The organism is Zobellia uliginosa (assembly GCF_018860745.1).
Lineage (GTDB): Bacteria > Bacteroidota > Bacteroidia > Flavobacteriales > Flavobacteriaceae > Zobellia > Zobellia uliginosa_B.
In genome coordinates this window covers 69,495-92,149 of sequence record NZ_JAHKPY010000005.1, presented here as the reverse complement: position 1 = coordinate 92,149, position 22,655 = coordinate 69,495, and the positions used below count along the sequence as shown (strand labels likewise).

The window sequence follows — 22,655 nt, the reverse complement described above, 5'->3', positions numbered from 1 at the left end:
AACGATAAGTATAAGAAATGTAGGGCAGGTGATAAGCGATACGTTTCGGTTTGGTACTAAGCCAAATATAATATTTTGCTTTTATCTTTTTTGTTGAAAATGCCAAATTTTATATTTGGCGACTTTATAAATAAACACAGACCTTTCGGCAAGCCAAAACCGCCCTATGTTTTTTATACCTTGTTATATGCTTTTTTCCATTCTTCTTTCAGGATACTGTAAACGTAAGTTCCTTTACTTTCCCCATAAGATTGAATGTTGTAATTTCTTAAAAGCCCCTCTTTAACTGCCCCAAGTTTTTCTATTGCTTTTTGTGATTTCAGATTTTTTATATCTATTTTGAATTCTACTCTTCTAAGTTTTAAATCGTCAAAGCAATAGTTTAGAAGAAGCCGTTTACAAATTGAATTAATTCCTGTTCCTTGGAATTTTTCACCAATCCACGTCCATCCGATTTCCAATCTTTTGCTCTGGAAATTAATATTTCCAAACATTGTCAATCCTATTGGATTATTATCATCTTTATTTACAATTATTAGAGGGTAAAGTTCTTTTTCTTTTTTTGAATTAAGACAAAAGTCAAAATAACTCATTAAATCAGTTCTGTTTTTTACTCTTGCTCCAAACTCACCAAGTTCTTTATTATAACTTATAGATTCTATCGTATCAATATCATTAATCGATAAAGGGCGCAACAAAACAGACTCGTTTTCAAGAATCAATTCAGATGAGAAAAATTTTTCTAAGTTCATTTTTGTAATTGCATATAACGGCTAGGCTAAGCGTAGTGCGGTAGTAAGGAAACTTTTCGTTACCGTCTGCGCACGAAGCTAAAGCTTATTGTTTAGTTTTATTTTTTCTTGTCCAAAGCTAAATCCATAAGATTTAGCGACTTTATAAATATACACAGACCTTTCGATTTTGCCCAAAGGTCCGCATTACGTTTAGGCTTTGTTAGCAAAAGTATTTTCCGTCCGAGTAAAGTCCATTTGCGCTCAGTTATGCGCGAACATTGATTAGTCCATAATTACTTTCTGTACTTAAATCCATATATTTCTTGCAGTCTATGATTCATGTAATTGTCAGATGGAAATACTGTCAATTCAATTTTTTCGTTTTTTGATTTAATCCATTTAACAAATTCGATATAATCAATATTATCAATTGTTAAGAATTTTATGGACATATTCTGTTTTTCATGCTTGAATTTTATTTCGTTTGTGGTTGGGCTTTTGGAAGCATTTATATATTTCAATTCCGTAATATCTGAATAATCAATATAATTTGTCTTGTTGATAAAACGATATTTTACGACTACATGTTTTTCTTCAAACAGAATAGAAAATGTATTTGTTCTTGCATAATAAATTACGAAGCCAATTAGGAATAAAGTAATAGAAATCACAAGGATTTGATATGTAGTATTTTCTAGAGCAGAAAAAATTCCATACCCAATAACGGCTATAATTATGCCAGCTGCAGATGACTCCCAAACTAGGTTTGTTTTTGAGTTATATTTTGACATATTAGTTAATTGGTCTTTTTTTTGATAATATTTTTGCTAACGGTCAGGCTAAGCGTAGTGCGGAGGCAAGGAAATTTTTCGTTTCCGTCTGAGCACGAAGCTAAAGCTTTTGGTTTAGTTTTATTTTTTCTTGTCTAAAGCTAAATCCATAAGATTTAGCGACTTAATAAATATACCCAGACCTTAGCGTTTTTACCCTAAAGTCCGCATTACGTTTAGGTATTGTTGTACGCCGTTTTTATCCGCCAAATTTGTCTGCGTAACCGCTAGTCTCAAGAAATTTTTCAAAGTCCGTAACTTCTATGATTTCTTGAATTGCTTTGTTTTTGTCCATAGCTTTTTCATAATAAGATTGTGAAATCATATAACCAATGAAATAGCCTAAGTCGGCTGGTCTATCTTTTTTTCCGCTTTCTATATAAAACCAATTTGAAATGTCGGCTGAATCCATTTCTTTTGCGAATTCAATCCAGAGTTTTTCTTCGTTTTTACGCCCATAAATGTAGGCTTGGCTCTTATAGGGTTCATTCAAGAATAGTTCGGCAAGAAAATCTGCTGAACCCTCATGGATGGCTTGTCCTAAAAGTGTTTCCACATCTCCTTTTTGTTGTAAGTGAATTGTTTCATGAACTATTGTTGATTTAATGCTATTTTGGTAGGGGAAAGTTTCTCCGGGTTTAAACTCGCTCAAATCAATCTTATCGAATTGTAAGTTCAATTCTCCGCCCATAAATATCAAATTTCCATTATTAGGAACACTTGCTTGAATAGAACGAACACCAATGAATATGCAAACATCGCCCGGTTTAAAATTCGGATACAATTCTTTTACTCTGCTAAAGCATTCAATAATTTCACTCTCTATATTTTGTAATTCTAATGTGGGATTTCTTAGGCTATTCCAAAATTTCGGATATTCCTCAAAGCTGCTTAAATAATTTTCTGGGTTTCTTATGTCTCCTGAAAGTGCAATCATTTTTTTGAATGGCTCACTTGCCTTATCTAAATAGAGTTCAGAAAACACTTTCGCTTTTTCAGCTGAGTTCTGTATAGAATCATAAGCTTTCCAAAAATTTGGAATGTCGCTCGTTTCAATAGTGAAATTATCCGAGACTTGAGCTGTGCAAGAAAATAGAATAAACGACGCTAATATTACTAAAATGGTTTTCATTATCACTTAATGTTATTTTTTGCTAAATGGCGTACAACGGTTTATGTATGAAACGTAGCGTGTAAAAAGACGCTAACTTTTCGTATTAACACAGAGCCGAATTTTTATATTTTGTTTTTAACTTATCAATCTTAAAAGCCAAATTTAAAAATTTGGCGGTTTTTGTAAATAAGCACAAACCTTTCGATTTGCGCTTATTAGCTATGTTTTATACACGTTGTTGTAACACGTACTATTCCACATACTTTTTTATCTGCTCTTTATTTTTCAAGTCAATTAGTTCGAGTGAATTCCAATCCATAAGTAGCAAATTCCATTTCGTTCCTATTTCATTTAATACACTTATTAGCTTTTCGTCATTCACGTCTAATCTCCCTGAAATCCAGATATTAGAAACTATGTCTTGGTTAAAATCAAAGAACAGTCCATTGTAATTTTCGCCATATCCAAACGTGTTTTTACTCAACATTTCGTCAGGTCTAATTCCAGTTGTTGCTATTGTATGTTTTTCTACAGATAGTTTAGATAGTATTTCATTAAGTTCAGAAACTTTTATTTTCCGCTCTTCGAGTTTTAGGCCGCTTTCTTCTCTAACATACATATCAGTAAAACTTCCTCCGTCAAAATGCTTTTCCGCAAAGTCTTTTACGTTTTCTGCCTCTTTAATTAGTCTATCAAAATTTTCATTTGGAATAATTTCTACTTGTCCAAAATCATCTTCGTGATAAAAGATTGTTCCTTTAATTTCTTTTGAAGAGTTTTTGATTTCGGTTAAATCAGAGTTTGATTTATTTTCCGTTTTATTCATTTGCGTATACGCCAAAATCAAGACTATCAAAACGACCAAAATTATTATTACTGTCTTCATTTCTCGTATGTGTTACAACGTTGTTGTATATGGTTTGTTGCGTGGTTTAAGCACCTAATTTAGCAAATACAAACCGAATAGAAAATCCGCGAGGATTTTCGTAAGTAGGCTAGAACTAGCAATAAATTATATACGGTGTTGGCAAATCGTTTTTTATTCAAATTTTCGGTAGTCATTTTTTATTTTGTCATTCAGTTTAATCCATTCTGGATTACTCTTAATTTCTATTATTTCCACTTTAATTTCTGATTCAAATTTCGGTGGGATTTTCGGTTTTTGAGTTGAGTAAATTTTCAGAGTATCATTTTCCGTTTTGTATATTATTCCGCCAAATCCGTGAAAAATATATTCAGATATTGAGTCAGGTTGAAATTCCATTTCTCTTTTCGTAGAAATCACAGATATTTTATGGTCAGCCGTTAATCCCCAATTTTTACTTTTCAGATACAGAGAACTTTTTTTATTCGGAAAGTAAATCTGTTCCCTTTCAAATACAGGTTTTCCTATTTCGTCCCAACTTGCAAATTCACGTTCTACTTTCATTCCGAACCAAAAGGAAAGTATAATTAGTAAAATCGAAATTATTATTAAATGTCTTTTTTTCAATTCGGATTTCGGTTTTTCTTAAATGTTTGCCAACGGTCCAGTGTATGAAACGTAGCGTGTAAAAAGATACTACATTTTGAGTTTAGCACTGAGCCAAATTTTTACATTTTGTTTTAACTTTTCTATTCTTAAAGCCAAATTAAAAATTTGGCGGTCTATGCAAATAAACACAAACCTTTCGGTTAAGCACTTATTAGCTATGTTTTATACACCGTGTTACCTGCTGGCTTTTCTTTCGGTTGTTATTTCCCCAACTAATTCTGTTCCTTCTTGATTGAAAAAGAAAGTTGTCGAATTCTTCGGGTCTTCTTTGTTCGAAATATGCAAACTTAACAGTTCGTAATTCGAGTCATACTTTTTAGTGTTATTAGTCAATTCCTCAAGTCCGTTTACAGTTATATAATCGGAACTTGATTCTATCAAAGAGTTATAAATCCGCAAATTCAATTCGATACTTTGAGAACCAATGCTTTTTCTCAATTTATTCTCTTTACTATATTTTTCTATTATTAATTTAATTAGTGGAAGGTTAACTCTGTCGTCAATATATAAATCTTCTCTACCCAAATACATTTGAAGCAATTTTTTAAAGAGGTCAGTGTCCGACTTTAAATCTGTTCCCTTGTATTCATCTGTATTTCTCGTAACTTTTAAGTTGTTGAGTTTTATTCTACGTCTTTTGATTTCTAAATCAGCTTTGTAAATACAATTGTTAGTCCAACTTCTTGTAAAGAATAGCGAATCCTTATGAATGAATATATTCCATTTTTCATCCATACTTCTGGCAAAAATACCTCTGTCTAAAAGCTCGAACTCTTTTTGTGATAAGTCAATATCCAATTCAGTCTCGGCATATTTATTCGAGAATGATTCGGCTATTTTTATTTTTCGTTCGGTTTTCATTTTTCAGCTTGCAGGTAACGGCTCGTATAAATGGTCGTTTTAATGCCATTTATACCTTGTTGTATGCCGTATTATTTTATTCATAGTCATCTTCAAATGAAGTATATGACCAATTATTAATATTTAAGTTCTCTAAAAGATTATCAAATCGTTCTCTATGACTTGTTCCAATAAAAATAGCCGTACAATTATTGTTCTGATCAAAACTCAGGCTAATAACTTCTTCAAAATCAATAGTGTAAATTCGTTGCTTTTCCCAACTGATTTTATCGATTTCTTTCCAAATTTCCTGAATCTTTTTTACTGTATCAGGTTCTATATTTTCAAAACAGTTTGCATTATATTCTAGTCCACCTAATGTTCCATTATAAACCCCCATAAGTAATAAGAAATTCTCAATTGTATTTGTTTCTAAATGCCAATCAGGAGATTCGTTTGTTCCATAATTCCCCCAAACAGGCGGGTTGTCAAGTTTTAAATCTTCTTGTTTAACTCCCCAATATGCTGATGCTTGATTCTCCTCATAAAAGACTAAATATCCGTCATCAGAAAATCCAATTTCTTGATTTGGTTTTAAAAGTCTGTTGTGAGAGTTATTTATGTTTTCGTTCTTTCCTAAAGAAAGATAATAACTTTTTAGTGTTTGAGGGATTTTGGTTTTTAATCGAGATTCAACTTCATTTATCTCATCCACTCGATAGCCAAACTCATTTTCTTTTTCAGATATATTGTAAAGTTTTATTATTTCATTCCAATTAGTCATTCGGTTCAGCTTTATGGCATACAACGGTTCGGCTATACTTAGTGCGGGGCGGAAATCCAGCGGATTTCCTGTCTCGCGCTTAGCTAAACCTTTGGGTTTCGCTTTTTCTTTTTTTGTCCAAAGCTAAATCCCAAAGATTTAGCGACTTCATAAATATACACAGAACTTGGCGTTTAAACCTAAGCCCGCATTAAGTATAGGCATTGTTGTCATTAGTGATTTTGCGTTCTGCTTGGCACGTTTTACTTGCGTAACTATTACGTTTTGATTGGTTGTTTTCGCAATGAAGCTAGAAAGTCCATCGACATAACAGTTGCGTTTGAGTAAGTTGTCCATTTACTTAAAATCCGAGATTTGCTTTTCGAATTTAGAACTGTCTTTAAATGCACATAAATTACCGTCAGGGTCTCGGAATTTTGCAATGGTACCCCAAGAATGTTCTTGATAGTCCACTTCTATATTATTAGAAGTCAATCTATCCGAAAGTATTTTTACATTTGGAACATTCATACGCAAACACATTTTTGTCCGTTCCGTTCCAGTTTTTTGTCCATCATATTCGTCATCCAACTCCACCATCAAATATGCTTGTCCGAATTTAAAACAAGTCAAATTTTTGCCCTCAAACATTTTTTTAAGACCTAGAATTTTTTCATAAAACTCTACGCAATTGTTGTATTCAAGAGTATATAATATTATTCCTGTTCGGTCAAATTCCATTACACGATTTTATTTTTTCATCATTAATGACAACGGTTGGGCTAAGCGTAGTGCGGGGGCAAGGAAACTTTTCGTTTCCGTCTGCGCACGAAGCTAAAGCTTATTGTTTAGTTTTATTTTTTCTTGTCCAAAGCTAAATCCATAAGATTTAGCGACATTATAAATATACACAGACCTTTCGGTTTTGCCCTAAAGTCCGCATTACGTTTAGGCATTGTTGTAAAACGTTTTTTATCCAATCCAAATTCTTAAATCCTGATTCGGAATCTGTTTTTCCCATAATCTTGTGAAAATTAGATTAGATGGTCGAACTTTTAGGTCTTGTTGATTTTTTAGTTTAATGTAATAATATCCGTATTCGGGAACATCCAGAACCATTATTTTCTTTGCTCTTTCTCCGAATTCGTATGACTGAACTCTCCAATCCGTATTTTTCGGGGATATAATTTTATTAGTTTCTCTGTTTTTTAAAGAGAACGAAAAGTCTCCAATTGAAACTTACCAACCGCCAAGAACTTTAACGCTGTATATGCCAACTGGTAATTCTATTATTTGACCAGAATTATGAATACTAAAAGGAAATCTTAGTTCTAAAAACCTTAATTCAGTTTTTGAAATTTTAATATTTTCTGGGACCTTATCACGGTGAAGAAATCCTAAAATCTTTTTGTCGGGAGTTAACTGATTGTAGCTACTTTTAATATAGGGTCTTGCTCCATCTGAAGGCTCGAATTTTGTTTCCAAATATTCAATTTCTCCTTTGTCCAGTTCTCTTACAGTTCCATCAATTTCAACGTAAACATATTCAAATCCATCATTATTTGTTTCCAATAGATATTATTTTATGATTGAAATTAATGTTTGTGTAAATGTTTTACAACGTCTGAGCTAAGCGTAGTGCAGTTGTAAGGAAAATTTTCGTTTCCGTCTGAGCACGAAGCTAAAGCTTATTGTTTTGATTTATTTTTTTTGTCCAAAGCTAAATCCATAAGATTTAGCGACTTTATAAATATACACAGACCTTTCTGTTTTTCCCTAAACTCCGCATTACGTTTAGGTTTTGTTAGCATACGTACTTTTTTACTCCGCAACTATTTTTTTCCATTTGTCCGTTTCCGCAAAGTCCTTTACGATTCTATTCCGCTCTGCTAATAAGTCCGTCATATATTTTAGCAAGAATAACTTGTCCGCTAACTTGCCCAAGATTCCAAAAGGAGATTCATAATCAAAATAGTCGGTCATCAAAGTCCCGCCATTCGATTCCGTAAAATGATGTTCGTGTCTAAAACCCTTAAAAGCTCCTTTTACCATTTCATCTACAAACAAATTGGCGCGTTCAAATTCCGTAATCTTCGACGTAAGCAGTTGATAGATCCCAAAGTGTTTTGCTCTCCACGTAACAGATTCATCCATTCCAATTAATCCGCTAGTTTTTCCCGCAATTGCAGTTTCGTTGGTGTGTTCAATAGAAATTTTGTGAAGGTCGATACTCCGAGATAAGTCAAAAACGATTTCTTTATTGGCGTTTATTAGAGTTTTTAGTTCTATTCTTGGCATAATCTAGAAGTTTCTAATCAGTAGGGTTATGCCAAACATGATTAATATCAGAGCCACCACCCAAGTATTTACAAAAGCTTTCCAAGTGAATAAGTCATGCTTATTCATGTTAAAAGATTCTTTTTTCCTAATCTGATAGACAAAAACTAGGATGCCAAGGACTAAAAACAATATTCCAAAATGGATTGGATAGGTGTCAATCAGGTTTACAAAAAAGTCTTTTACTTTTCTCAATTAGATTAAAATTATTAGAGTATGTATGCTAACGGTTTAGCTATGATTAGTTGCGGCGTTGAAATCCGCAGGATTTCCCGCCACGCAACTAAGTTAATTAAATTGCGCTAGATTTTCCGCAGGAAAATCCCAAGCAATTAATTATAGGTTTTGTTGTCATTAGTGATTTTCGCACTATTGGCACGTTTTGCTTGCGTATTACTGCGTTCTGATTGGTTGTTTCATAACGAAGCTAAAAAGTCCATCAACATAACAGTTGCGTCTGAGTAAGGTCCATCAGCGCAAACTTGCTAAGAAGTCCATCTGCGCAGCGATTAGATAGGAGTGAAGTCCATTTGCGCAAAGTTGTTCAGAAATTCATTTTAGAGTTCGAGAAAAGCCAAAAAAAATCGGGACTTACGTCCCTAAAATGACCTTTGTTTTAGAAGTTGTTTATCGGTCGAAATATTTTTTATCATTAATGACAACGGTTAGGCTAAGCGTAGTGCGGAGGCAAGGAAACTTTTCGTTTCCGTCTGCGCACGAAGCTAAAGCTTATTGTTTAGTTTTATTTTTTCTTGTCCAAAGCTAAATCCATAAGATTTAGCGACACTATAAATATACACAGACCTTTCGGTTTTGCCCAAAAGTCCGCATTACGTTTAGGCATTGTTGTAGTGCGTTTTTTTCCGCAAACTTGTCCATTTCTGCTTGCGTAAAGATTGGTTATTCCAATTCTCCGTTATCTTTTAGAAATTTAAATATTTTTTTGTCCACTTCAGATATGATGTCCAAATCCTTATAGTTTAGCCATCTAATTTCTTCAATTTCGCTAGTCGGTTCCATAATTCCTTCATACTCCGCTTTGTAACAAGTCATTTTTACAATAACTCCTTCTTTTGCTCCGTCAGATTGAGCTTTGAAGGTCCCAACGTATCCAATCGTATTATTATCAATCCGTACGTTTAACTCTTCGGATATTTCTCTAATCAAAGTTTGCTCGTCCGTTTCTCCAGATTCCCTTTTTCCACCAGGAATATAATATTTCGATTTCCCTTTGGATTTGGTGCTTAGAATCTGTCCATTTTTTATTTCTATAAATGCGATTTTATCGACTTCCTTCATTCTTGCAAAAATTTTGTCAAAATGCACTACAACGTTAAATATATGGCAAGTTGGGCAGAAAATAAAAAATAACTTTCGGTTTAGTCCCAAGCCAAATCTTTTTATTTTGTTTTAATTTTTCATTTTAATACCAAATCAAAAGATTTGGCGACTTTGTAAATAGACAACAGCCTTTGGATTAAAAACTAATCGCCCAATTTGCTATATATAGTGTTGCCAACAGTTATTTTTAGTACCACTTTTCATATTTTATTGAGGTTGGGATATTTTTTGCTTGTTTTGTCTTATTACAGTTTTCACATAAAAGTTGAATATTTGTAACGTCATTAATTCCACCAATTGCTAGAGGAATTATATGGTCAAAATTCCCAATTTCACCTATACTAATTTGTCCACTTACGTCTTTATTACAGCTAGCGCACATTCCTCGGTCACGGTGTAATACTGCTCTTTGTACCCATTTAGGAATGTTTACTCTTTTTAAAACTCCATTTTTTCTAAAATAAGGTAAATCCTCCTGATTTAGTTCGTCTAATTCTTTGTCCTGAATTTGGTGAGAAATTAATTGGTTAAATCTTTGTAAAGTCTGTCTATTTAAAAATAGTATAAAGAAAATTTCTTCAGACATTTTTTCTAATAGTTCTTCATAAGGGCCATAAAACATTAAATCTCTAAAATAGTCGGCAATGTCATCATCTATTGCTTGTGAGATATTTTTGTCTTTTTCTTTTAGCCAATCTTGAAAACTATCATATTCTAATTCATAATGCTCAAGAGCTAACTCAATCCACAACTTTCTTTTTCCATTAAGAAAAGATTCATTTTCAGCTTCTTTCGTATCATCATAATTTATAGAATCAATTATAAAACTTATAAAATCGTGTAACCGGGAAACTTTAGGAAATGGTTCAATAAAATTCACATAATTTTCATCTCCGAAAAAATCATTTAGAGAACGTAAATATTCGAAAGGGTCATTTAAAATATTATTCACAATGTTTGCGAAGTAGTAAGTTTCAAAATATCTTATTTCAGAAATGTTTGGTCTCAACTCTCTAGGTTAGTTTTAATTGTTGGCAACGGTTTGTGTATGAAACGTAGCGTGCAAAAAGACACTAACTTTTCGGGTTAACACAGAGCCGAATTTTTATATTTTGTTTTTAATTTTCTCTTTTAAAAAGCCAAATTAAAAAATTTGGCGGTCTTTGTAAATAAACACAAACCTCTAGGTTAAACACTTATTAGCTATGTTTTATACACCTTGTTAGGCGTAGTAATTTATTACATCATCAAGTTTCCTAATTCTCTTGTGTTTGCATTAACTCTATCTAAAACATTTTCATCCATTTCTAATGTTAGCTTGAACTCTAAACTTATATCTTTTTCCCCATTGAGAACTTTTTCTTTAGCTTGTTTTAATTGTTCTTTAATTCTAAAAGGAAAATTCCAAATCTGTTCAGATGGTTTTAAAATTAATTCTGAAAGATCCATTTTTATGTGATTATATTCTTCGTCTATGTATGTACTTTTCGTTTCAATACTCCAATTTAAAAGACTTTTATATAATTGAGAGTACTTTAGGGCGACATAATAAAGCCCTTTTAAATCAGCAGGCTTGCCAGGCTCATTTAAAAACTTAATTAAAGCATCATTTACTAAACTAGAAAAACCTCCAATAAGATTTTGTGCAGTTGCAAGTCTTTCTCCTGCCCAAATAGGAATATCATTTAAATCGTTAACAGTATGTTTGGGTTCTGTTAAAATGGAATATTCAATGTCATTTTTTAAAAATTCATTTTTTTGAATTTCGTCTACAAAAACTTGAGCTAAGAACATATATTCAAACATTGTATTTTCTTCAATTATGATTTTCAGAGCTTTATCGGAAAGGTTTAATTGAAAAAAATCAGAAATTTTTTCATCTATTTTATTTTTAGCCTTTAAACTATCTTTAAAAAGATAAGATAACTGAATTTTTAGGGTACTTATTATGTCTTGCGCTTTATCAAAAGGAAAAGTCCAAATTTTTGAATTATTTCTAATGTCATCTATAAATTCAAATATTTGTGTGTTATCTACAATATCAGAAAAATCCCCTTCTTTATTCTTTCTCCAAAAGCTTAATGCATTTAATGTGGTTTTATCAATAAAGCAAAAAATAGGAATTCCTTTTTTCTTAGCTACTAAAAATTCATTATTGGTAATTGATTTTCCATTATCAATTATACTTCCATATCTATTACCAACAATAAGCACCAAAATATCAGCATTGTCTTTCACAATTTTAATACAGTTCTCTATTGTGTTTAACTCTGGAGTAATTGGAAAATTTTCGAACTCAGATAAGATAGGATTATGTCCAGAGTTATTGATGAATTCTGAAATATCAACTCTAATTTGTGCTAAATCATAGCAAGTTGAACTGATAAAAATATTTATATTGTTCATATTCTTAAATGAAGTTTGTGTATTACGCCTAACGTCTAAGCTATGGCAAGTAGGGCAGGTAAGGAAACTTTTCGTTTCCGTCTGCGCACTTAGCTAAAGCTTTTTGTTTTGTTTTTATTTTTTTCATTTTAAAAGCCAAATCCAAAAGATTTGGCGGACTTAGTAAATAAGCGCAAACCACTAAATTTAATACTTTACGCCCTATTTGCTATAGGTGTTGTTGGCACCAGTTTTTATTTTTTTCCTTTCAGTTACTTTTTCCGCTAAAAGGTCAAACCTCACAATTTTCTTACGATACATTGGGCTGTCATATCCACAAATTTCATTACCATCAAAAGTCCGTAAATCCAGTACATTAAATATTTTTTTATACCGAATCAATTCTCTTTTTTCAATATCTAAAACCATTATCTGCTGGACAGTCCCTCTCAGGAATTTTCTTGTCCAACCTGGTATGGCAACTTTAGTCCCTGTGGTATTCCATAAAGCGGGTCCGCCACACCATTTTTCCAATATTTGTTTTTCCCCAGTTTGGTTAATCCAAGAACAAGGTCCGCCCAATGGCGCACCCATTGCAATTTCCATTAAATTGTCATACTCAATTTTATTAATTCCGTCATTTGAAATCAATTGAGGGTTTCCATTAAAAAAATCCCACGGGTTTGGATATGTATTTAATACTTCTTCTGTCATTTTTAAATTGGTGCCAACGTCTCGGCTATGCTCAGTGCGGGGCTGCATGAAACTGCTTTTGCCCCACGCAATAGCCAAAATCTTTTTGTTTTGGTTTTATCTTGTCCCGCGTAAAAGCAAAATCCAAAAGATTTTGCGGTGTTCGAAAACACGCCCAGACCTTTGGTTTAGGCACTTACGCCCGCATTGAGTATAGCCTTTGTTACCCAACGTTTTTTGTTTCACTGATTCTCTCAACCTATAATTTTCTCCAATCCGAATTTAGGCTAATTTTTTAATTTCGATAAAATTTATCAATCCATCTGTTGGTTTTTCAAGAACTTATGTTTCAATTTAAATCTTTAATAGTGTAGAGGACTTTTTTTTCTTTATTCAAAATAAACATTGTGTGAAAGCTAGTTTTTATCTCGTTCTTGGACTGATAAAATTGTTCTGTGATACAGGCACCAAAAAATCCCTCTTCAAACTTCAAATCCTGGAGTACCTTGCATTCCGGGTAATTTTTGTGAAAAAAATCAAACATCTGAAGAATCTCTTTTTTTCTTCTTTCAGATAGAAGTTTATATGGTGTCCAAGGTTGTTGCATCGGTCTTTTCGAATAACCTTCGCACGTTAAATTATCCTGCCATTCGTCAAGTGGTACGCTATTTTTTAAATCAATCTTATTTATTCTATATGCCGCAGGAGAACAGACCGTTGATTCTTCCAAAATATTTGCTTTGTCTGGAATTTCCTGATTTCTCACATAATCACAAGAATAAATTAAACCTATTATAATATAGAATATTACCTTTTTCAATGATGTTTCTTTAAATGTTGGGTAACGTCTCGGCTATGGCAAGTAGGGCAGCAAGGAAACCTTTTCGTTTCCGTCTGGTCTACAAGCCAAAGCTTTTTGTTTTGTAATTATTTTTCTTTTTTCAATTGCCAAATCCAAAAGATTTGGCGGATTTAGTAAACACGCCCAAGCCTTTAAATATTGCACTTTTTGCCCTATTTGCTATAGCCATTGTTACCTACAGTATTTATTTCGGAGTGTAAAAATTCTATAATATCAAAATATGGAATTCTCCCAAAATGTTCTGGTCTTTTGTCTCCACCTTTTCTCTTAATTTCATCTCGTGCTGAACCTACAGCGTCGAAAATTTCAGTCCTGAAAACCGCTTTTGAATGTTTGTCAATCAACTTTAGTTCCACTTGATTTCTAATTGCAGATGCTCCGTTTGAATATTTGCCTTCTACATTACCTGAGACAATGTCTAGCCAAACAATAACATTTGCTTTGTCAATATCTCTGCTGTAATATGGACTTACTTTTGAACTTTGTTCAAAATCCTTTATAATGTAGTCGTTAATCTCACACTTATCGTCTTTTCCCGAAAATAGCACAAAGAAAACTTCAATGTCCGTCTGGATTTCCGTGTGGTTTAAGTTTTCGCAATCGAATGTTCCAAAATATTTTACAGTCGATTCCCCCCAAAAGTCAATTTGTTCCTGAAGTTCGATTGCATCTTCTCTTGGAGTTATAACAAAATGCTGATATGCCAAATAAATACCAAGGAGGATTAAAATAATTAGTGAACATCCACCACCACTTCTATTACTAGACATATTGAATTTTTCTTTTACGTTGAAGAGAAACTAAATCTTGATAATTCTCAGACGCAATAATATCTTGTTTGAGATTATTGAAAAATTTTCTTTGTTTTCTTCTTGCTTTCTGAAATGAACGGAATTGTGAAATTTGAAAAATTACACCAAAAAGTAAAAAGATGAAAGAAATGGCTAAAACTAGCATCAAAAAAGTCCCATCTATCATTTCTCCAAATGGCACAAGAACCAAGCAAATCATAAATGGCACAAGAACCATCATTGATTCGCTCCGATGTTCCTGAAAATATGACTTCGGTTCTGGAAAATCCAAGTAAGGATTAGCATCGAACGCACTTTTTAAGTTTTCGTAAGTCTGTCGGTCAATTAATTTTCCGTTGAATTCATAGACCTGATACGGTATTTGGTAAATCATGGTTTAAGGTTCTTCAATATTGTAGGTAACGTGTTTGTATATGGTTTGTTGCGTGGTTTAGCACGTAATTTAGCAAATAAAAACCGAATAGAAAATCCGCGAGGATTTTCGTAAGTAGGCTAGAACTAGCAATAAATTATATACGGTGTTACCACACGTTTTTATTCAAATTTCTTATAATTTTCAGTCCAATATTTTTCTATAAATTTCCATTTATTCTCAAGGTCTTTATTCTTAATCGGAATGAGTTTTATTTGTTTCTTATTTTCTCCGTTAATTTTGTAAATATAAATTCCGGTGTCATTTTCATTGTCGCATTCTATAGCGTGGATATTTCCAATTTTTACAGCTTTATTTTCTTTTAAATAATATAAATCGCTATCCCAATTCGAGTCAGCACAACCACTTCTTTGATAAGAATAGTAATAATCCGTGTTTTTTATTTTTATCGAAGCAGGAAAGCTTGAAAAGTTCTCTATTTCTGTAAATTGTTTCAACTTTGGATTGAAAATGAGAATTTCATTCACTCCAGGAACATTTGTCATAAAATGCAGTTCAATATCTAAAAAACCATCTTCGTTAAAATCTGTGAATATATATTCTGAAGGATTGTTGTCGTTTTTGTATAAAATATCTCCTTCTGATGATTTCAGAGTAAATAAATTATATTGTTTTAGGCAAGTTTTGAATATTATGCCATTTTTAGATTGTTCTTCGCATATTGTCAATTCTTCTTCACCTATTTGTTCGTTAACAATAATTTCCTCCGTTTTTCCAGTTACAATAAATTCGTTTTCTTTTATTACGATTTGTTTTTGAGAATCTTCTTTTACTCCTTTTGCAAAGCCATACATTTCAACTCCGAAATATGTAATTCCGATAATTATAATTCCAATTATTGTTATTAATATACCTTTTTTCATTAGTTCGCTCAAATGTGTGGTAACGGTCTAGTATAAGAATAGTGCGGTTTTGTGTGCGAGGATTTTCCGCAGGAAAATCAGACGTAACAAAATTGCACTAACCTTTGATTAAGCACCTAATTTAGCATTATTTTTATACATTGTTGGGCACAGTATTTTTATTCATATTATTTAATTCAGCATCTTTTTTCCAAATGAAGAATAAACTTGAAATGAAGTTGAATATTACTAAAAGCCAAGTCCATTCAGTTTTTGTTTTTTTCTCTACATTTTTATAATTCCAAAGTCGATAAATCAGATACCCGATTTGTATTAAAATCAGTCCGTTAACAATTGGTCCTTGATATTCAAATCCGACAACATTATTCGTAATCCATTTGAAAAAATCAACACTCAAAAAAGTGAACATATAAACAATTCCGACAATCGATGGAATTGACAATAATATTTTAATCGGTTTCGTCATATTTTATAAATTCCCAAGGTATTTCTTTTTTAAAGGTCTGAATACATTCCTCCATTAATTCAAGTGATATATTTTCTTTAAATATTCGGATTTTTCTAGTTTTTTCTGTGTCGTCTCTGAAAATTTCCGCAATCAATTCGTCATTTCGATAGATTTCAATTCCGATTCCGTCACGTTCATTTACGTCACTTGCGATTATCACTCTATCTTTATTTTCTTTCATTTGCGTTCTGTTCAGATATTGTGCCCAACGGTTCGGCTAAGCGTAGTGCGGTAGTAAGGAAACTTTTCGTTTCCGTCTTCGCACGAAGCTAAAGCTTATTGTTTAGTTTTATTTTTTCTTGTCTTAAGCTAAATCCATAAGATTTAGCGACATTATAAATATACACAGACCTTTCGGTTTCTCCCTAAAGTCCGCATTACGTTTAGGTATTGTTACCACACGTTTTTTTGCGTCCGAGTTGGCATTTCCGCTTTAGCCCACCAGAGTTGGAAGTCCATCCGCAACAGTTGCACTTGAGTGAAATCCATTTGCGTAAAGATTGTATATTCCGTTTACGTTCAGATTGGAAATTCCATTTGCTACTTTTTACTTTTATAAAAAAGGGGCATTAATGCTGACAGTATTATACCCGTAACTATAGCCGCAATCCAATTTAATTCTCCATGAACAAAGTAATCATAAATAAGAAATCCTGTTGCGAATCCAAAACCTATTTTGAGATTCTTTAAAGTGAAAAAGTTTTTCATTGTGTTGGTTATTTATACATTATAATTCCTCTATGTTTTACATTCGAGGTTTTAGTTAATAGCAAATCTTAACCACTTTTGTTGAAGAGGTCAATTAATATTCCAATTAAAAAAATAAGAAAGGAGCCTGTCGTTGTTCCAAAAAGATAAGCCAGTAAACCTTTTAAATAGCTCGAAATTTTCTTTTTGTTAAAGAAGTTTCCAATTGCCCAAGAAGAATATATTAGCGCAAAAAGGTATGCAGGATTATTTACATCAAAACCTGAAATACTTTCCACAATACCGAAAAATGAAAATATTAAGTTTCCAATTCCGATTGTAAAAAAAACTAAAATAAATATTTCATAAATATTGAATTTTGATTTCAAAAAGAACAACCTAATCCAGAATCCAATAAAAAAACCCAGAACAATATTTACAATTCCAAAGTTCTTTCCAACCCATTCAAATGCTTTTTTAACTCCATCACTTTCTATATTATCTGGTGCTGACCCAGTATTGAATCCTAATATTTGTTGAGCTATCACAAAAAATAATGAGCTAAAAATCACAAAAATGATTGGCTTAACAAGTCTTTTTCTATCATAAAGTAGAAATTCACGAACTGTTTGACCTGGTCTTACAAACAATTCTTTTATGGTATAAAATATTCCTTTATCAAAGTTTAGAACGCTACTAATTTCACTCCAAATATATTTTCCGTCAATCCTTTCCAAAGTTTCGAAGTTTTCTATTTCTTTGAGTTCCTCCCTTTTAACGGCATTATTCATATGTTCGATTTTTTCTAAAATGTGTGGTAACGGTCTTGTATATGAAAAGTAGCGGATTTTGAAGAACTAACTTTTCAGAAAGCAATATACCCAATAAAACACAAAAACGGTTCAGGTAGTTACCTAAACCGCTATTTTTTATATACGTTGTTGTACCCAGTTATTTTTTTACTTTTCGATTCAAATAGAAGTTAATTGAAATTAGAATTAAGTAAAAAATAGCTAAATATGGTGGTTTAGATTCCATTGGTAAAATTTCAGCAGGAACATCAGGGTGTAAATGGACATAAATTGCAACCACCATCATAATTGCAACGGTCAAATTACTTAAATAAAATAATTTTCTTTTTATAGAACTGTCTAAATTATCTGCCTTAAATACTAAAAATAATAGTGCAAGTCCAACACCAACTTCACCAAACTTTACAAAATATTGCATTATTTCTGGGAAGGGCATTTCAGTAATCGATACTTGTCTATAAATCCAAGTTTTAAATGGTTCAAAAAACTTGGCTATTCCAGGAATTAACATTCCAAAGCCTAATAATCCTGTTATGATTTTAACTGATTTTTTCATTTTATCTTTTTAATGTATTAATATTTAAAATAGCATAAAGCGGATCCCAAGCTAAAAAAGTAGGCATCATTATTATTGCTCCGACAATTCCCCACCAAGATTTAAAATAAAATCCTGATGCGATAATAATTAGACCAAGAATAGCTCGTATAATTCGTTCTGTAGTTCCAACATTTTTTTTCATTGTTATTATATTTTGTTATTGGAAATTGCTTTTCTAATCATCCAACCATTCATTATACTAAACCCTTTAATAGAGAAAATTCTTTTAGCCATAAAGACCATCATTTTGTTCATAAATCCGGGAATTATTGTTCCTTTTTTTCCGAGATTATTTAATGATATTTTGGCAACTTCAGAGGGTTTCATACTTGACATAGGTAATTTTGACCAGTCAATTCCATTATCAGCAACCATATTCGTTTCAGTTAAACCTGGTGCGAGAACACTGATATCTACATTATTCGCCTTGAGTTCTGGATATAACGATAGTCCTAAATTGTGAACATAAGATTTCGTTGCAGCATAATTACTGAAATATGGTGTTCCCATTAATCCAGCCATACTTGATATTAATAAAATACCTCCTTTTTTAACTGCTGACATTTTTTTTGCGAAATGATTAGTCAGTAAATAGGTTGAAGTGACATTCAGTTTAATCATTTGTAATTCTTTTTCTTCTGAAATTTTAAGAAAACTACCGTTGTTTTCCATTCCTGCACAATGAACAAGCATTCCAATTTCTTGTGTATCAATATCTTTTAAAAAGTCTATGATAGCTTGTTCGTTTGATAAATCAACAGAGTAAGTTTGAGGAACAATATTGTACTTATTTGAAATTTTCTCTGCAATGGATTTTAATTTCTCTTTGTTTCTTGCAACTATAATTAGTTCAATTCCAAGTTCTGCAAGTTCTAAAGCAAATGCCTTTCCAATTCCTGATGAACCACCAGTCACTAATGCTTTATTCCCATATTTGTATTTTAAATTTTTCATTTTGAGTTTGTTTTACATAACTAAACAATCATTTAGTTATTGATTAAAAAAATATTATAATTGTTTGAAAATGTTTTCTATATAATTGGTTAGTTGTTTTTGATTAAAAATTCTTGATGCTGAAGAAAGACCAACCATTGAAATGATTAGATAATCTCCTAGTTCTTGAATTTCTGATGTTGCTTTGGTGTTTTCCTGTTCTAAATTTTTTATAAATAGTTGTCTAACATCTGTACTGAATTTTACGATTTGGGCAAGTATATTTTGGTCTGCATCTTTATCAACTTCATTTGCAGTATTGGTAATTAAACAACCTTTGCATAAATCATTTTCTTTAGAGAAATCAATAAAACTATAGAAGTATTCTTTAATTCCAATAATTCCGTTATTTGAGTTCTGTAATTTATTAGTGATTGTGTTTAAACGCTTTCTGTAGAATTTCATACTCTCAACAAATAAGCCATCCTTACTGCCAAAACTTGAATAAATGGAAAACTTATTAATTCCCATTTCCTTCTCAAGCATCTGCATAGAGGTAGTTTCATAACCCTTTTTCCAGAATAAATTCATTGCTTTTTCGAGAACTTCCTGTTCGCTATATTTCTTTGTTCTTGGCATTAATATTCAATTACAGGACAAAACTAAACAATCGGTTAGAAATAAAAAAATATTTTAACTTTTATTTTATAATTTCAATAGATTTAGTTCAGTTTGAGTAGTGAGGTTGTTGTTTGGGTTAATTGGGTACAACGGTTTTGTGTATGGTTAGTTGCGTGTTTAAGCAACTAATTTAGTAAACAAAAACGAACGCGAGAAAATTCCGAAGGAATTTTCAAAATAAGCACTTGCCAAAGCAATTAATTATACACGGTGTTGTAAAACGTTTTTTTATTTTAATTAAAGTGCATATTGTAATTGATAAAGTTCGTCTTTGTCCGATTTAAAATCTATATCTATACTAAATTCGTGATTCTGATTTTCTCTTAGTAAAGCTCCAGATAGATGCAGTATTTCAGTTCCTTTGTATGGAACAACTTTAAATCCGAAAAAGCGATATTCTTTTACATCTCCAAATTGTGGTTCAAGTTCCATTAAGCGAGAAATAAGTTCTTCTTTATCGAAAGTTATTAATTCGTTATTGAGCATAGGTTTTAGCTCCTCAAACTTTTTTTCTTTCAATATATTTATCGTTTTGTCATTCAAAGCCATTCTTTGTTGGACTTGTTCAAGAGTCGAAATAGGAAATTTGAATTCCTGTTCAGATTTATCTTCAGAAATCAAAACAACGTGAATTGCATCATAGTTCTTTTTTTCTTCTTTTAGGTTTTTGAAGAATATATATGCAATATTCGATGAAGGTAAGTGTACTTTATTCAGTCGTTCTTCAATCGCTTCGCTTTGGCTCATTTCAAGTTCAAAGTATTTTTTACTTCCATCTTTTGTTGAAGCCGAAGCTCCAATTGCATACTTACATTGTCCACCATAAAAATCAAGAATTTCTTTTACTCCAGCGTCCTCATTATCAGTTATATCTATAAAATTCGATAGTATTCCAGTTTTTTGTTCTCCATCACGTTTATTTCCGCAAGATGTTATTAAAAAAGTACAAATTAGTAGGCTTAAAATTCTGTTCATAGGTTTTTCGTAAATGTTTTACAACGGTTGAGCTAAGCGTAGTGCGGTAGTAAGGAAACTTTTCGTTTCCGTCTGAGCACGAAGCTAAAGCTTATTGTTTAGTTTTATTTTTTCTTGTCCAAAGCTAAATCCATAAGATTTAGCGACATTATAAATATACACATACCTTTCGGTTTTGCCCTAAAGTCCGCATTACGTTTAGGTTTTGTTAGCTGCTGTGGTTTCGTTTGAGTTAGCACGAAACTTTGCGTTTTTTTGCGTTTTTATTCCGTAACCAGTCCATTTACATAATGATTGGGTAGGAGTGAAGTCCATTTGTGCAAACTTGCTAAAAAGTCCATTGACGCGCTTCCTTAAGGTTTTCAATTCCAAAAGAATAAAAGTTTATATTTTATTGAAAATCAATAATTTGCATTCTAATCTGAACAGAAATTCAATTTTTTTTAGTATATTTATTTTATGGATTTACAAGAATTTATGAATAATATAACTGGTATAAACATTGCTATGGCTGCAGTTGTTGCAGTTGTTTTAGTTTGGACTATTATAACTCACTTTAACAAAAAAGGCAGTAACTCCCGCAGAAGTATAGGGGACAAAAGGTCAAGAAGACTTTTCTAAAATATTTGCAAATATTTTTGTGGATTGTTCTTCTATTAAGCAAACTAACTAAAAGGTCCATCAGCGCAACGATTACGCGAGAGTGATGTCCATCCACACAACCCTGCTCAACAATTCATTTCTGATTTTTTTAAAATCGTATAAAATTCAGGACTTACGTCCCTAAAATGACCTTTGTTTTAGAAGATGTTTGCTGGTGAGACTGTTTTTATACCATTGCAGCTAACGGTTGGGCTAAGCTTAGTGCGGTAGTAAGTAAACCTTTCGTTTCCTTCTTTGCACTAAGCTAAAACTTATTGTTTAGTTTTATTTTTTCTATTCTAAAGCTAAATCCATAAGATTTAGCGACACTATAAATATACACAGACCTTTCGGTTTTGCCCTTAAGTCCGCATTACGTTTAGCCATTGTTGGCAACTGGCTTTATTCGATATATTTGTTATTCAGACAATTTATTCTGAATGTCGTCTGAATCCTTTGCTAAATTTTCTTTTAAGTATTGTTGATAGGTGAAATTTGGGTCTTTTCTTTTTTTTCGCCTACTTGTAAAGCTCTCCCAATGACTAATTCCTGGTAGCGCTGGATAGGTTTCCATTATTGGTAAAACATTTAGAGTTGCATCTATTCCATAATGTTGCTTTAAATAGGTTAGATGGTATAGAGTATTTTCTTCGTTCTTTTCCCATATAAATCTGTCAGGAATATTTTGAATTTTGTCTTTTGCTCTTCTAAATCCAGTATAATTTGGATTTCCTAATTTTTCTTTAAGTGTTCGAAGTAGTTCTTTACTTTGTTCAGTTGCTAAAGTTTCTAATTGATATCTAGTTATAACGCTATCCTGAGTATTAAAATACAATGCAGCTTTATTTTCATAGTTAGCTTTTGGATTTTTTCCAGAAAAATTTATTTGATTAAAAATCAATATTTTATCTGAACCTGTTGATGTATATTTATAATCACCATCAGCTACTCCAATATTATAAGTTTTCAATTTTATATCTTTTGGAATTACGTCCGAAATTTTGTCTTGATTCAGTGTGATTTTTGCTAAATCAAAATCTGAAGGTGACTTACAACTTTGTAATAAAAAGCACGATAAAAATATTCCTAATATTACTTTCATTTCCGTATAATTAATTACGTTTTTCAGCTTGTTGCCAACGGTTTAGCTATGAACAGTACGGAAGCAAACTAGCGTTTGCTTTCCGCCACGCACATAGCAAAATCTTTTTGTTTTGTTTTTTCTTTTCCTTGTTTAAAGCAAAATCCCAAAGATTTTGCGGACTTCATAAAAATACG

Annotated in this window: 28 protein-coding genes; all 28 read right to left on the bottom strand. The window is 31.9% G+C overall.

Features of this window, described 5'->3' with window-relative positions; all coding sequences use genetic code 11:
* Nucleotides 1-173 precede the first annotated feature (173 nt).
* Entirely contained in the window at nucleotides 174-752 is a 579-nt protein-coding gene (locus tag KO521_RS09980; protein WP_215939783.1) for a GNAT family N-acetyltransferase, read from the bottom strand.
* A gap of 275 nt (nucleotides 753-1,027) precedes the next feature.
* Entirely contained in the window at nucleotides 1,028-1,525 is a 498-nt protein-coding gene (locus tag KO521_RS09975; protein ID WP_215939782.1) for a hypothetical protein, read from the bottom strand.
* 238 nt (nucleotides 1,526-1,763) lie between these two features.
* On the bottom strand, nucleotides 1,764-2,696 hold the full coding sequence (locus KO521_RS09970) for a DUF2268 domain-containing putative Zn-dependent protease (RefSeq protein WP_215939781.1): 933 nt from the start codon (nucleotides 2,694-2,696) through the stop codon (nucleotides 1,764-1,766).
* A gap of 232 nt (nucleotides 2,697-2,928) precedes the next feature.
* A complete protein-coding gene (locus KO521_RS09965; RefSeq protein ID WP_215939780.1) occupies nucleotides 2,929-3,564 on the bottom strand; it encodes a hypothetical protein in 636 nt (211 codons plus the stop codon).
* Between the two features lie 153 nt (nucleotides 3,565-3,717).
* Nucleotides 3,718-4,107 carry a hypothetical protein gene (locus tag KO521_RS09960; RefSeq protein WP_215939779.1) on the bottom strand — a complete coding sequence of 130 codons (390 nt, stop codon included), beginning with the start codon at nucleotides 4,105-4,107 and terminating at the stop codon, nucleotides 3,718-3,720.
* 279 nt (nucleotides 4,108-4,386) lie between these two features.
* Nucleotides 4,387-5,073, bottom strand: a complete 687-nt coding sequence (locus KO521_RS09955) for a hypothetical protein (protein ID WP_215939778.1) — start codon at nucleotides 5,071-5,073, stop codon at nucleotides 4,387-4,389.
* 76 nt (nucleotides 5,074-5,149) lie between these two features.
* The gene (locus KO521_RS09950) at nucleotides 5,150-5,836 is read right to left on the bottom strand and encodes an SMI1/KNR4 family protein (protein ID WP_215939777.1); all 687 of its coding nucleotides are present in this window, start codon (nucleotides 5,834-5,836) and stop codon (nucleotides 5,150-5,152) included.
* Between the two features lie 336 nt (nucleotides 5,837-6,172).
* Nucleotides 6,173-6,556 (bottom strand): VOC family protein, encoded by a 384-nt coding sequence (locus KO521_RS09945; protein ID WP_215939776.1) that lies wholly within the window; start codon nucleotides 6,554-6,556, stop codon nucleotides 6,173-6,175.
* Nucleotides 6,557-7,054: 498 nt separating this feature from the next.
* Nucleotides 7,055-7,387 carry a hypothetical protein gene (locus KO521_RS09940; RefSeq protein WP_215939775.1) on the bottom strand — a complete coding sequence of 111 codons (333 nt, stop codon included), beginning with the start codon at nucleotides 7,385-7,387 and terminating at the stop codon, nucleotides 7,055-7,057.
* Nucleotides 7,388-7,636: 249 nt separating this feature from the next.
* Complete coding sequence (locus KO521_RS09935; protein ID WP_215939774.1) at nucleotides 7,637-8,113, bottom strand: SRPBCC family protein; 477 nt, start codon at nucleotides 8,111-8,113, stop codon at nucleotides 7,637-7,639.
* A 939-nt stretch (nucleotides 8,114-9,052) separates the two neighbouring features.
* On the bottom strand, nucleotides 9,053-9,451 hold the full coding sequence (locus tag KO521_RS09930) for an NUDIX hydrolase (RefSeq protein ID WP_215939773.1): 399 nt from the start codon (nucleotides 9,449-9,451) through the stop codon (nucleotides 9,053-9,055).
* 229 nt (nucleotides 9,452-9,680) lie between these two features.
* The gene (locus tag KO521_RS09925; RefSeq protein WP_215939772.1) at nucleotides 9,681-10,502 is read right to left on the bottom strand and encodes an HNH endonuclease; all 822 of its coding nucleotides are present in this window, start codon (nucleotides 10,500-10,502) and stop codon (nucleotides 9,681-9,683) included.
* A gap of 230 nt (nucleotides 10,503-10,732) precedes the next feature.
* The gene (locus KO521_RS09920) at nucleotides 10,733-11,899 is read right to left on the bottom strand and encodes a DUF4062 domain-containing protein (RefSeq protein WP_215939771.1); all 1,167 of its coding nucleotides are present in this window, start codon (nucleotides 11,897-11,899) and stop codon (nucleotides 10,733-10,735) included.
* A gap of 201 nt (nucleotides 11,900-12,100) precedes the next feature.
* Complete coding sequence (locus KO521_RS09915) at nucleotides 12,101-12,640, bottom strand: hypothetical protein (protein ID WP_215939770.1); 540 nt, start codon at nucleotides 12,638-12,640, stop codon at nucleotides 12,101-12,103.
* Nucleotides 12,641-12,920: 280 nt separating this feature from the next.
* Nucleotides 12,921-13,391 (bottom strand): hypothetical protein, encoded by a 471-nt coding sequence (locus KO521_RS09910; RefSeq protein WP_215939769.1) that lies wholly within the window; start codon nucleotides 13,389-13,391, stop codon nucleotides 12,921-12,923.
* 194 nt (nucleotides 13,392-13,585) lie between these two features.
* A complete protein-coding gene (locus tag KO521_RS09905; protein WP_215939768.1) occupies nucleotides 13,586-14,203 on the bottom strand; it encodes a hypothetical protein in 618 nt (205 codons plus the stop codon).
* Nucleotides 14,196-14,618, bottom strand: a complete 423-nt coding sequence (locus KO521_RS09900) for a hypothetical protein (RefSeq protein WP_215939767.1) — start codon at nucleotides 14,616-14,618, stop codon at nucleotides 14,196-14,198. Before KO521_RS09900 ends, KO521_RS09905 begins: the two co-directional genes overlap by 8 nt.
* A 161-nt stretch (nucleotides 14,619-14,779) precedes the next feature.
* Nucleotides 14,780-15,541 (bottom strand): hypothetical protein, encoded by a 762-nt coding sequence (locus tag KO521_RS09895; protein WP_215939766.1) that lies wholly within the window; start codon nucleotides 15,539-15,541, stop codon nucleotides 14,780-14,782.
* Between the two features lie 133 nt (nucleotides 15,542-15,674).
* Entirely contained in the window at nucleotides 15,675-16,007 is a 333-nt protein-coding gene (locus KO521_RS09890) for a hypothetical protein (RefSeq protein WP_034645839.1), read from the bottom strand.
* Nucleotides 15,991-16,230 carry a hypothetical protein gene (locus KO521_RS09885; RefSeq protein ID WP_144709182.1) on the bottom strand — a complete coding sequence of 80 codons (240 nt, stop codon included), beginning with the start codon at nucleotides 16,228-16,230 and terminating at the stop codon, nucleotides 15,991-15,993. Before KO521_RS09885 ends, KO521_RS09890 begins: the two co-directional genes overlap by 17 nt.
* Nucleotides 16,231-16,589: 359 nt before the next feature.
* Nucleotides 16,590-16,757: a hypothetical protein gene (locus KO521_RS09880; protein WP_215939765.1), complete on the bottom strand. Its 168-nt coding sequence runs from the start codon at nucleotides 16,755-16,757 to the stop codon at nucleotides 16,590-16,592.
* Nucleotides 16,758-16,825: 68 nt separating this feature from the next.
* Nucleotides 16,826-17,527, bottom strand: coding sequence for a DUF3667 domain-containing protein (locus KO521_RS09875; protein WP_215939764.1), 702 nt, complete (start codon nucleotides 17,525-17,527; stop codon nucleotides 16,826-16,828).
* 160 nt (nucleotides 17,528-17,687) lie between these two features.
* Nucleotides 17,688-18,104, bottom strand: a complete 417-nt coding sequence (locus KO521_RS09870) for a hypothetical protein (protein WP_215939763.1) — start codon at nucleotides 18,102-18,104, stop codon at nucleotides 17,688-17,690.
* Between the two features lies 1 nt (nucleotide 18,105).
* Complete coding sequence (locus tag KO521_RS09865) at nucleotides 18,106-18,288, bottom strand: YgaP family membrane protein (protein WP_215939762.1); 183 nt, start codon at nucleotides 18,286-18,288, stop codon at nucleotides 18,106-18,108.
* A 5-nt stretch (nucleotides 18,289-18,293) separates the two neighbouring features.
* Nucleotides 18,294-19,100: an SDR family NAD(P)-dependent oxidoreductase gene (locus KO521_RS09860; RefSeq protein WP_215939761.1), complete on the bottom strand. Its 807-nt coding sequence runs from the start codon at nucleotides 19,098-19,100 to the stop codon at nucleotides 18,294-18,296.
* A 54-nt stretch (nucleotides 19,101-19,154) separates the two neighbouring features.
* Nucleotides 19,155-19,718, bottom strand: coding sequence for a TetR/AcrR family transcriptional regulator (locus KO521_RS09855; RefSeq protein WP_215939760.1), 564 nt, complete (start codon nucleotides 19,716-19,718; stop codon nucleotides 19,155-19,157).
* 279 nt (nucleotides 19,719-19,997) lie between these two features.
* On the bottom strand, nucleotides 19,998-20,735 hold the full coding sequence (locus tag KO521_RS09850) for a hypothetical protein (RefSeq protein WP_215939759.1): 738 nt from the start codon (nucleotides 20,733-20,735) through the stop codon (nucleotides 19,998-20,000).
* A 1,060-nt stretch (nucleotides 20,736-21,795) separates the two neighbouring features.
* Nucleotides 21,796-22,479 carry a hypothetical protein gene (locus tag KO521_RS09845; protein ID WP_215939758.1) on the bottom strand — a complete coding sequence of 228 codons (684 nt, stop codon included), beginning with the start codon at nucleotides 22,477-22,479 and terminating at the stop codon, nucleotides 21,796-21,798.
* Nucleotides 22,480-22,655: the final 176 nt, after the last annotated feature.

Coding starts and splice junctions, on each gene's coding strand:
- KO521_RS09965 (WP_215939780.1), bottom strand. CDS start 3,564: ATGAAGACAGTAATAATAATTTTGGTCGTTTTGATAGTCTTGATTTTG.
- KO521_RS09875 (WP_215939764.1), bottom strand. CDS start 17,527: ATGAATAATGCCGTTAAAAGGGAGGAACTCAAAGAAATAGAAAACTTC.
- KO521_RS09955 (WP_215939778.1), bottom strand. CDS start 5,073: ATGAAAACCGAACGAAAAATAAAAATAGCCGAATCATTCTCGAATAAA.
- KO521_RS09935 (WP_215939774.1), bottom strand. CDS start 8,113: ATGCCAAGAATAGAACTAAAAACTCTAATAAACGCCAATAAAGAAATC.
- KO521_RS09915 (WP_215939770.1), bottom strand. CDS start 12,640: ATGCAGCCCCGCACTGAGCATAGCCGAGACGTTGGCACCAATTTAAAA.
- KO521_RS09960 (WP_215939779.1), bottom strand. CDS start 4,107: ATGAAAGTAGAACGTGAATTTGCAAGTTGGGACGAAATAGGAAAACCT.
- KO521_RS09880 (WP_215939765.1), bottom strand. CDS start 16,757: ATGAAAAACTTTTTCACTTTAAAGAATCTCAAAATAGGTTTTGGATTC.
- KO521_RS09860 (WP_215939761.1), bottom strand. CDS start 19,100: ATGAAAAATTTAAAATACAAATATGGGAATAAAGCATTAGTGACTGGT.
- KO521_RS09900 (WP_215939767.1), bottom strand. CDS start 14,618: ATGATTTACCAAATACCGTATCAGGTCTATGAATTCAACGGAAAATTA.
- KO521_RS09920 (WP_215939771.1), bottom strand. CDS start 11,899: ATGAACAATATAAATATTTTTATCAGTTCAACTTGCTATGATTTAGCA.
- KO521_RS09845 (WP_215939758.1), bottom strand. CDS start 22,479: ATGAAAGTAATATTAGGAATATTTTTATCGTGCTTTTTATTACAAAGT.
- KO521_RS09945 (WP_215939776.1), bottom strand. CDS start 6,556: ATGGAATTTGACCGAACAGGAATAATATTATATACTCTTGAATACAAC.
- KO521_RS09930 (WP_215939773.1), bottom strand. CDS start 9,451: ATGAAGGAAGTCGATAAAATCGCATTTATAGAAATAAAAAATGGACAG.
- KO521_RS09885 (WP_144709182.1), bottom strand. CDS start 16,230: ATGAAAGAAAATAAAGATAGAGTGATAATCGCAAGTGACGTAAATGAA.
- KO521_RS09905 (WP_215939768.1), bottom strand. CDS start 14,203: ATGTCTAGTAATAGAAGTGGTGGTGGATGTTCACTAATTATTTTAATC.
- KO521_RS09850 (WP_215939759.1), bottom strand. CDS start 20,735: ATGAACAGAATTTTAAGCCTACTAATTTGTACTTTTTTAATAACATCT.
- KO521_RS09855 (WP_215939760.1), bottom strand. CDS start 19,718: ATGCCAAGAACAAAGAAATATAGCGAACAGGAAGTTCTCGAAAAAGCA.
- KO521_RS09895 (WP_215939766.1), bottom strand. CDS start 15,541: ATGAAAAAAGGTATATTAATAACAATAATTGGAATTATAATTATCGGA.
- KO521_RS09980 (WP_215939783.1), bottom strand. CDS start 752: ATGAACTTAGAAAAATTTTTCTCATCTGAATTGATTCTTGAAAACGAG.
- KO521_RS09950 (WP_215939777.1), bottom strand. CDS start 5,836: ATGACTAATTGGAATGAAATAATAAAACTTTACAATATATCTGAAAAA.
- KO521_RS09975 (WP_215939782.1), bottom strand. CDS start 1,525: ATGTCAAAATATAACTCAAAAACAAACCTAGTTTGGGAGTCATCTGCA.
- KO521_RS09865 (WP_215939762.1), bottom strand. CDS start 18,288: ATGAAAAAAAATGTTGGAACTACAGAACGAATTATACGAGCTATTCTT.
- KO521_RS09970 (WP_215939781.1), bottom strand. CDS start 2,696: ATGAAAACCATTTTAGTAATATTAGCGTCGTTTATTCTATTTTCTTGC.
- KO521_RS09890 (WP_034645839.1), bottom strand. CDS start 16,007: ATGACGAAACCGATTAAAATATTATTGTCAATTCCATCGATTGTCGGA.
- KO521_RS09870 (WP_215939763.1), bottom strand. CDS start 18,104: ATGAAAAAATCAGTTAAAATCATAACAGGATTATTAGGCTTTGGAATG.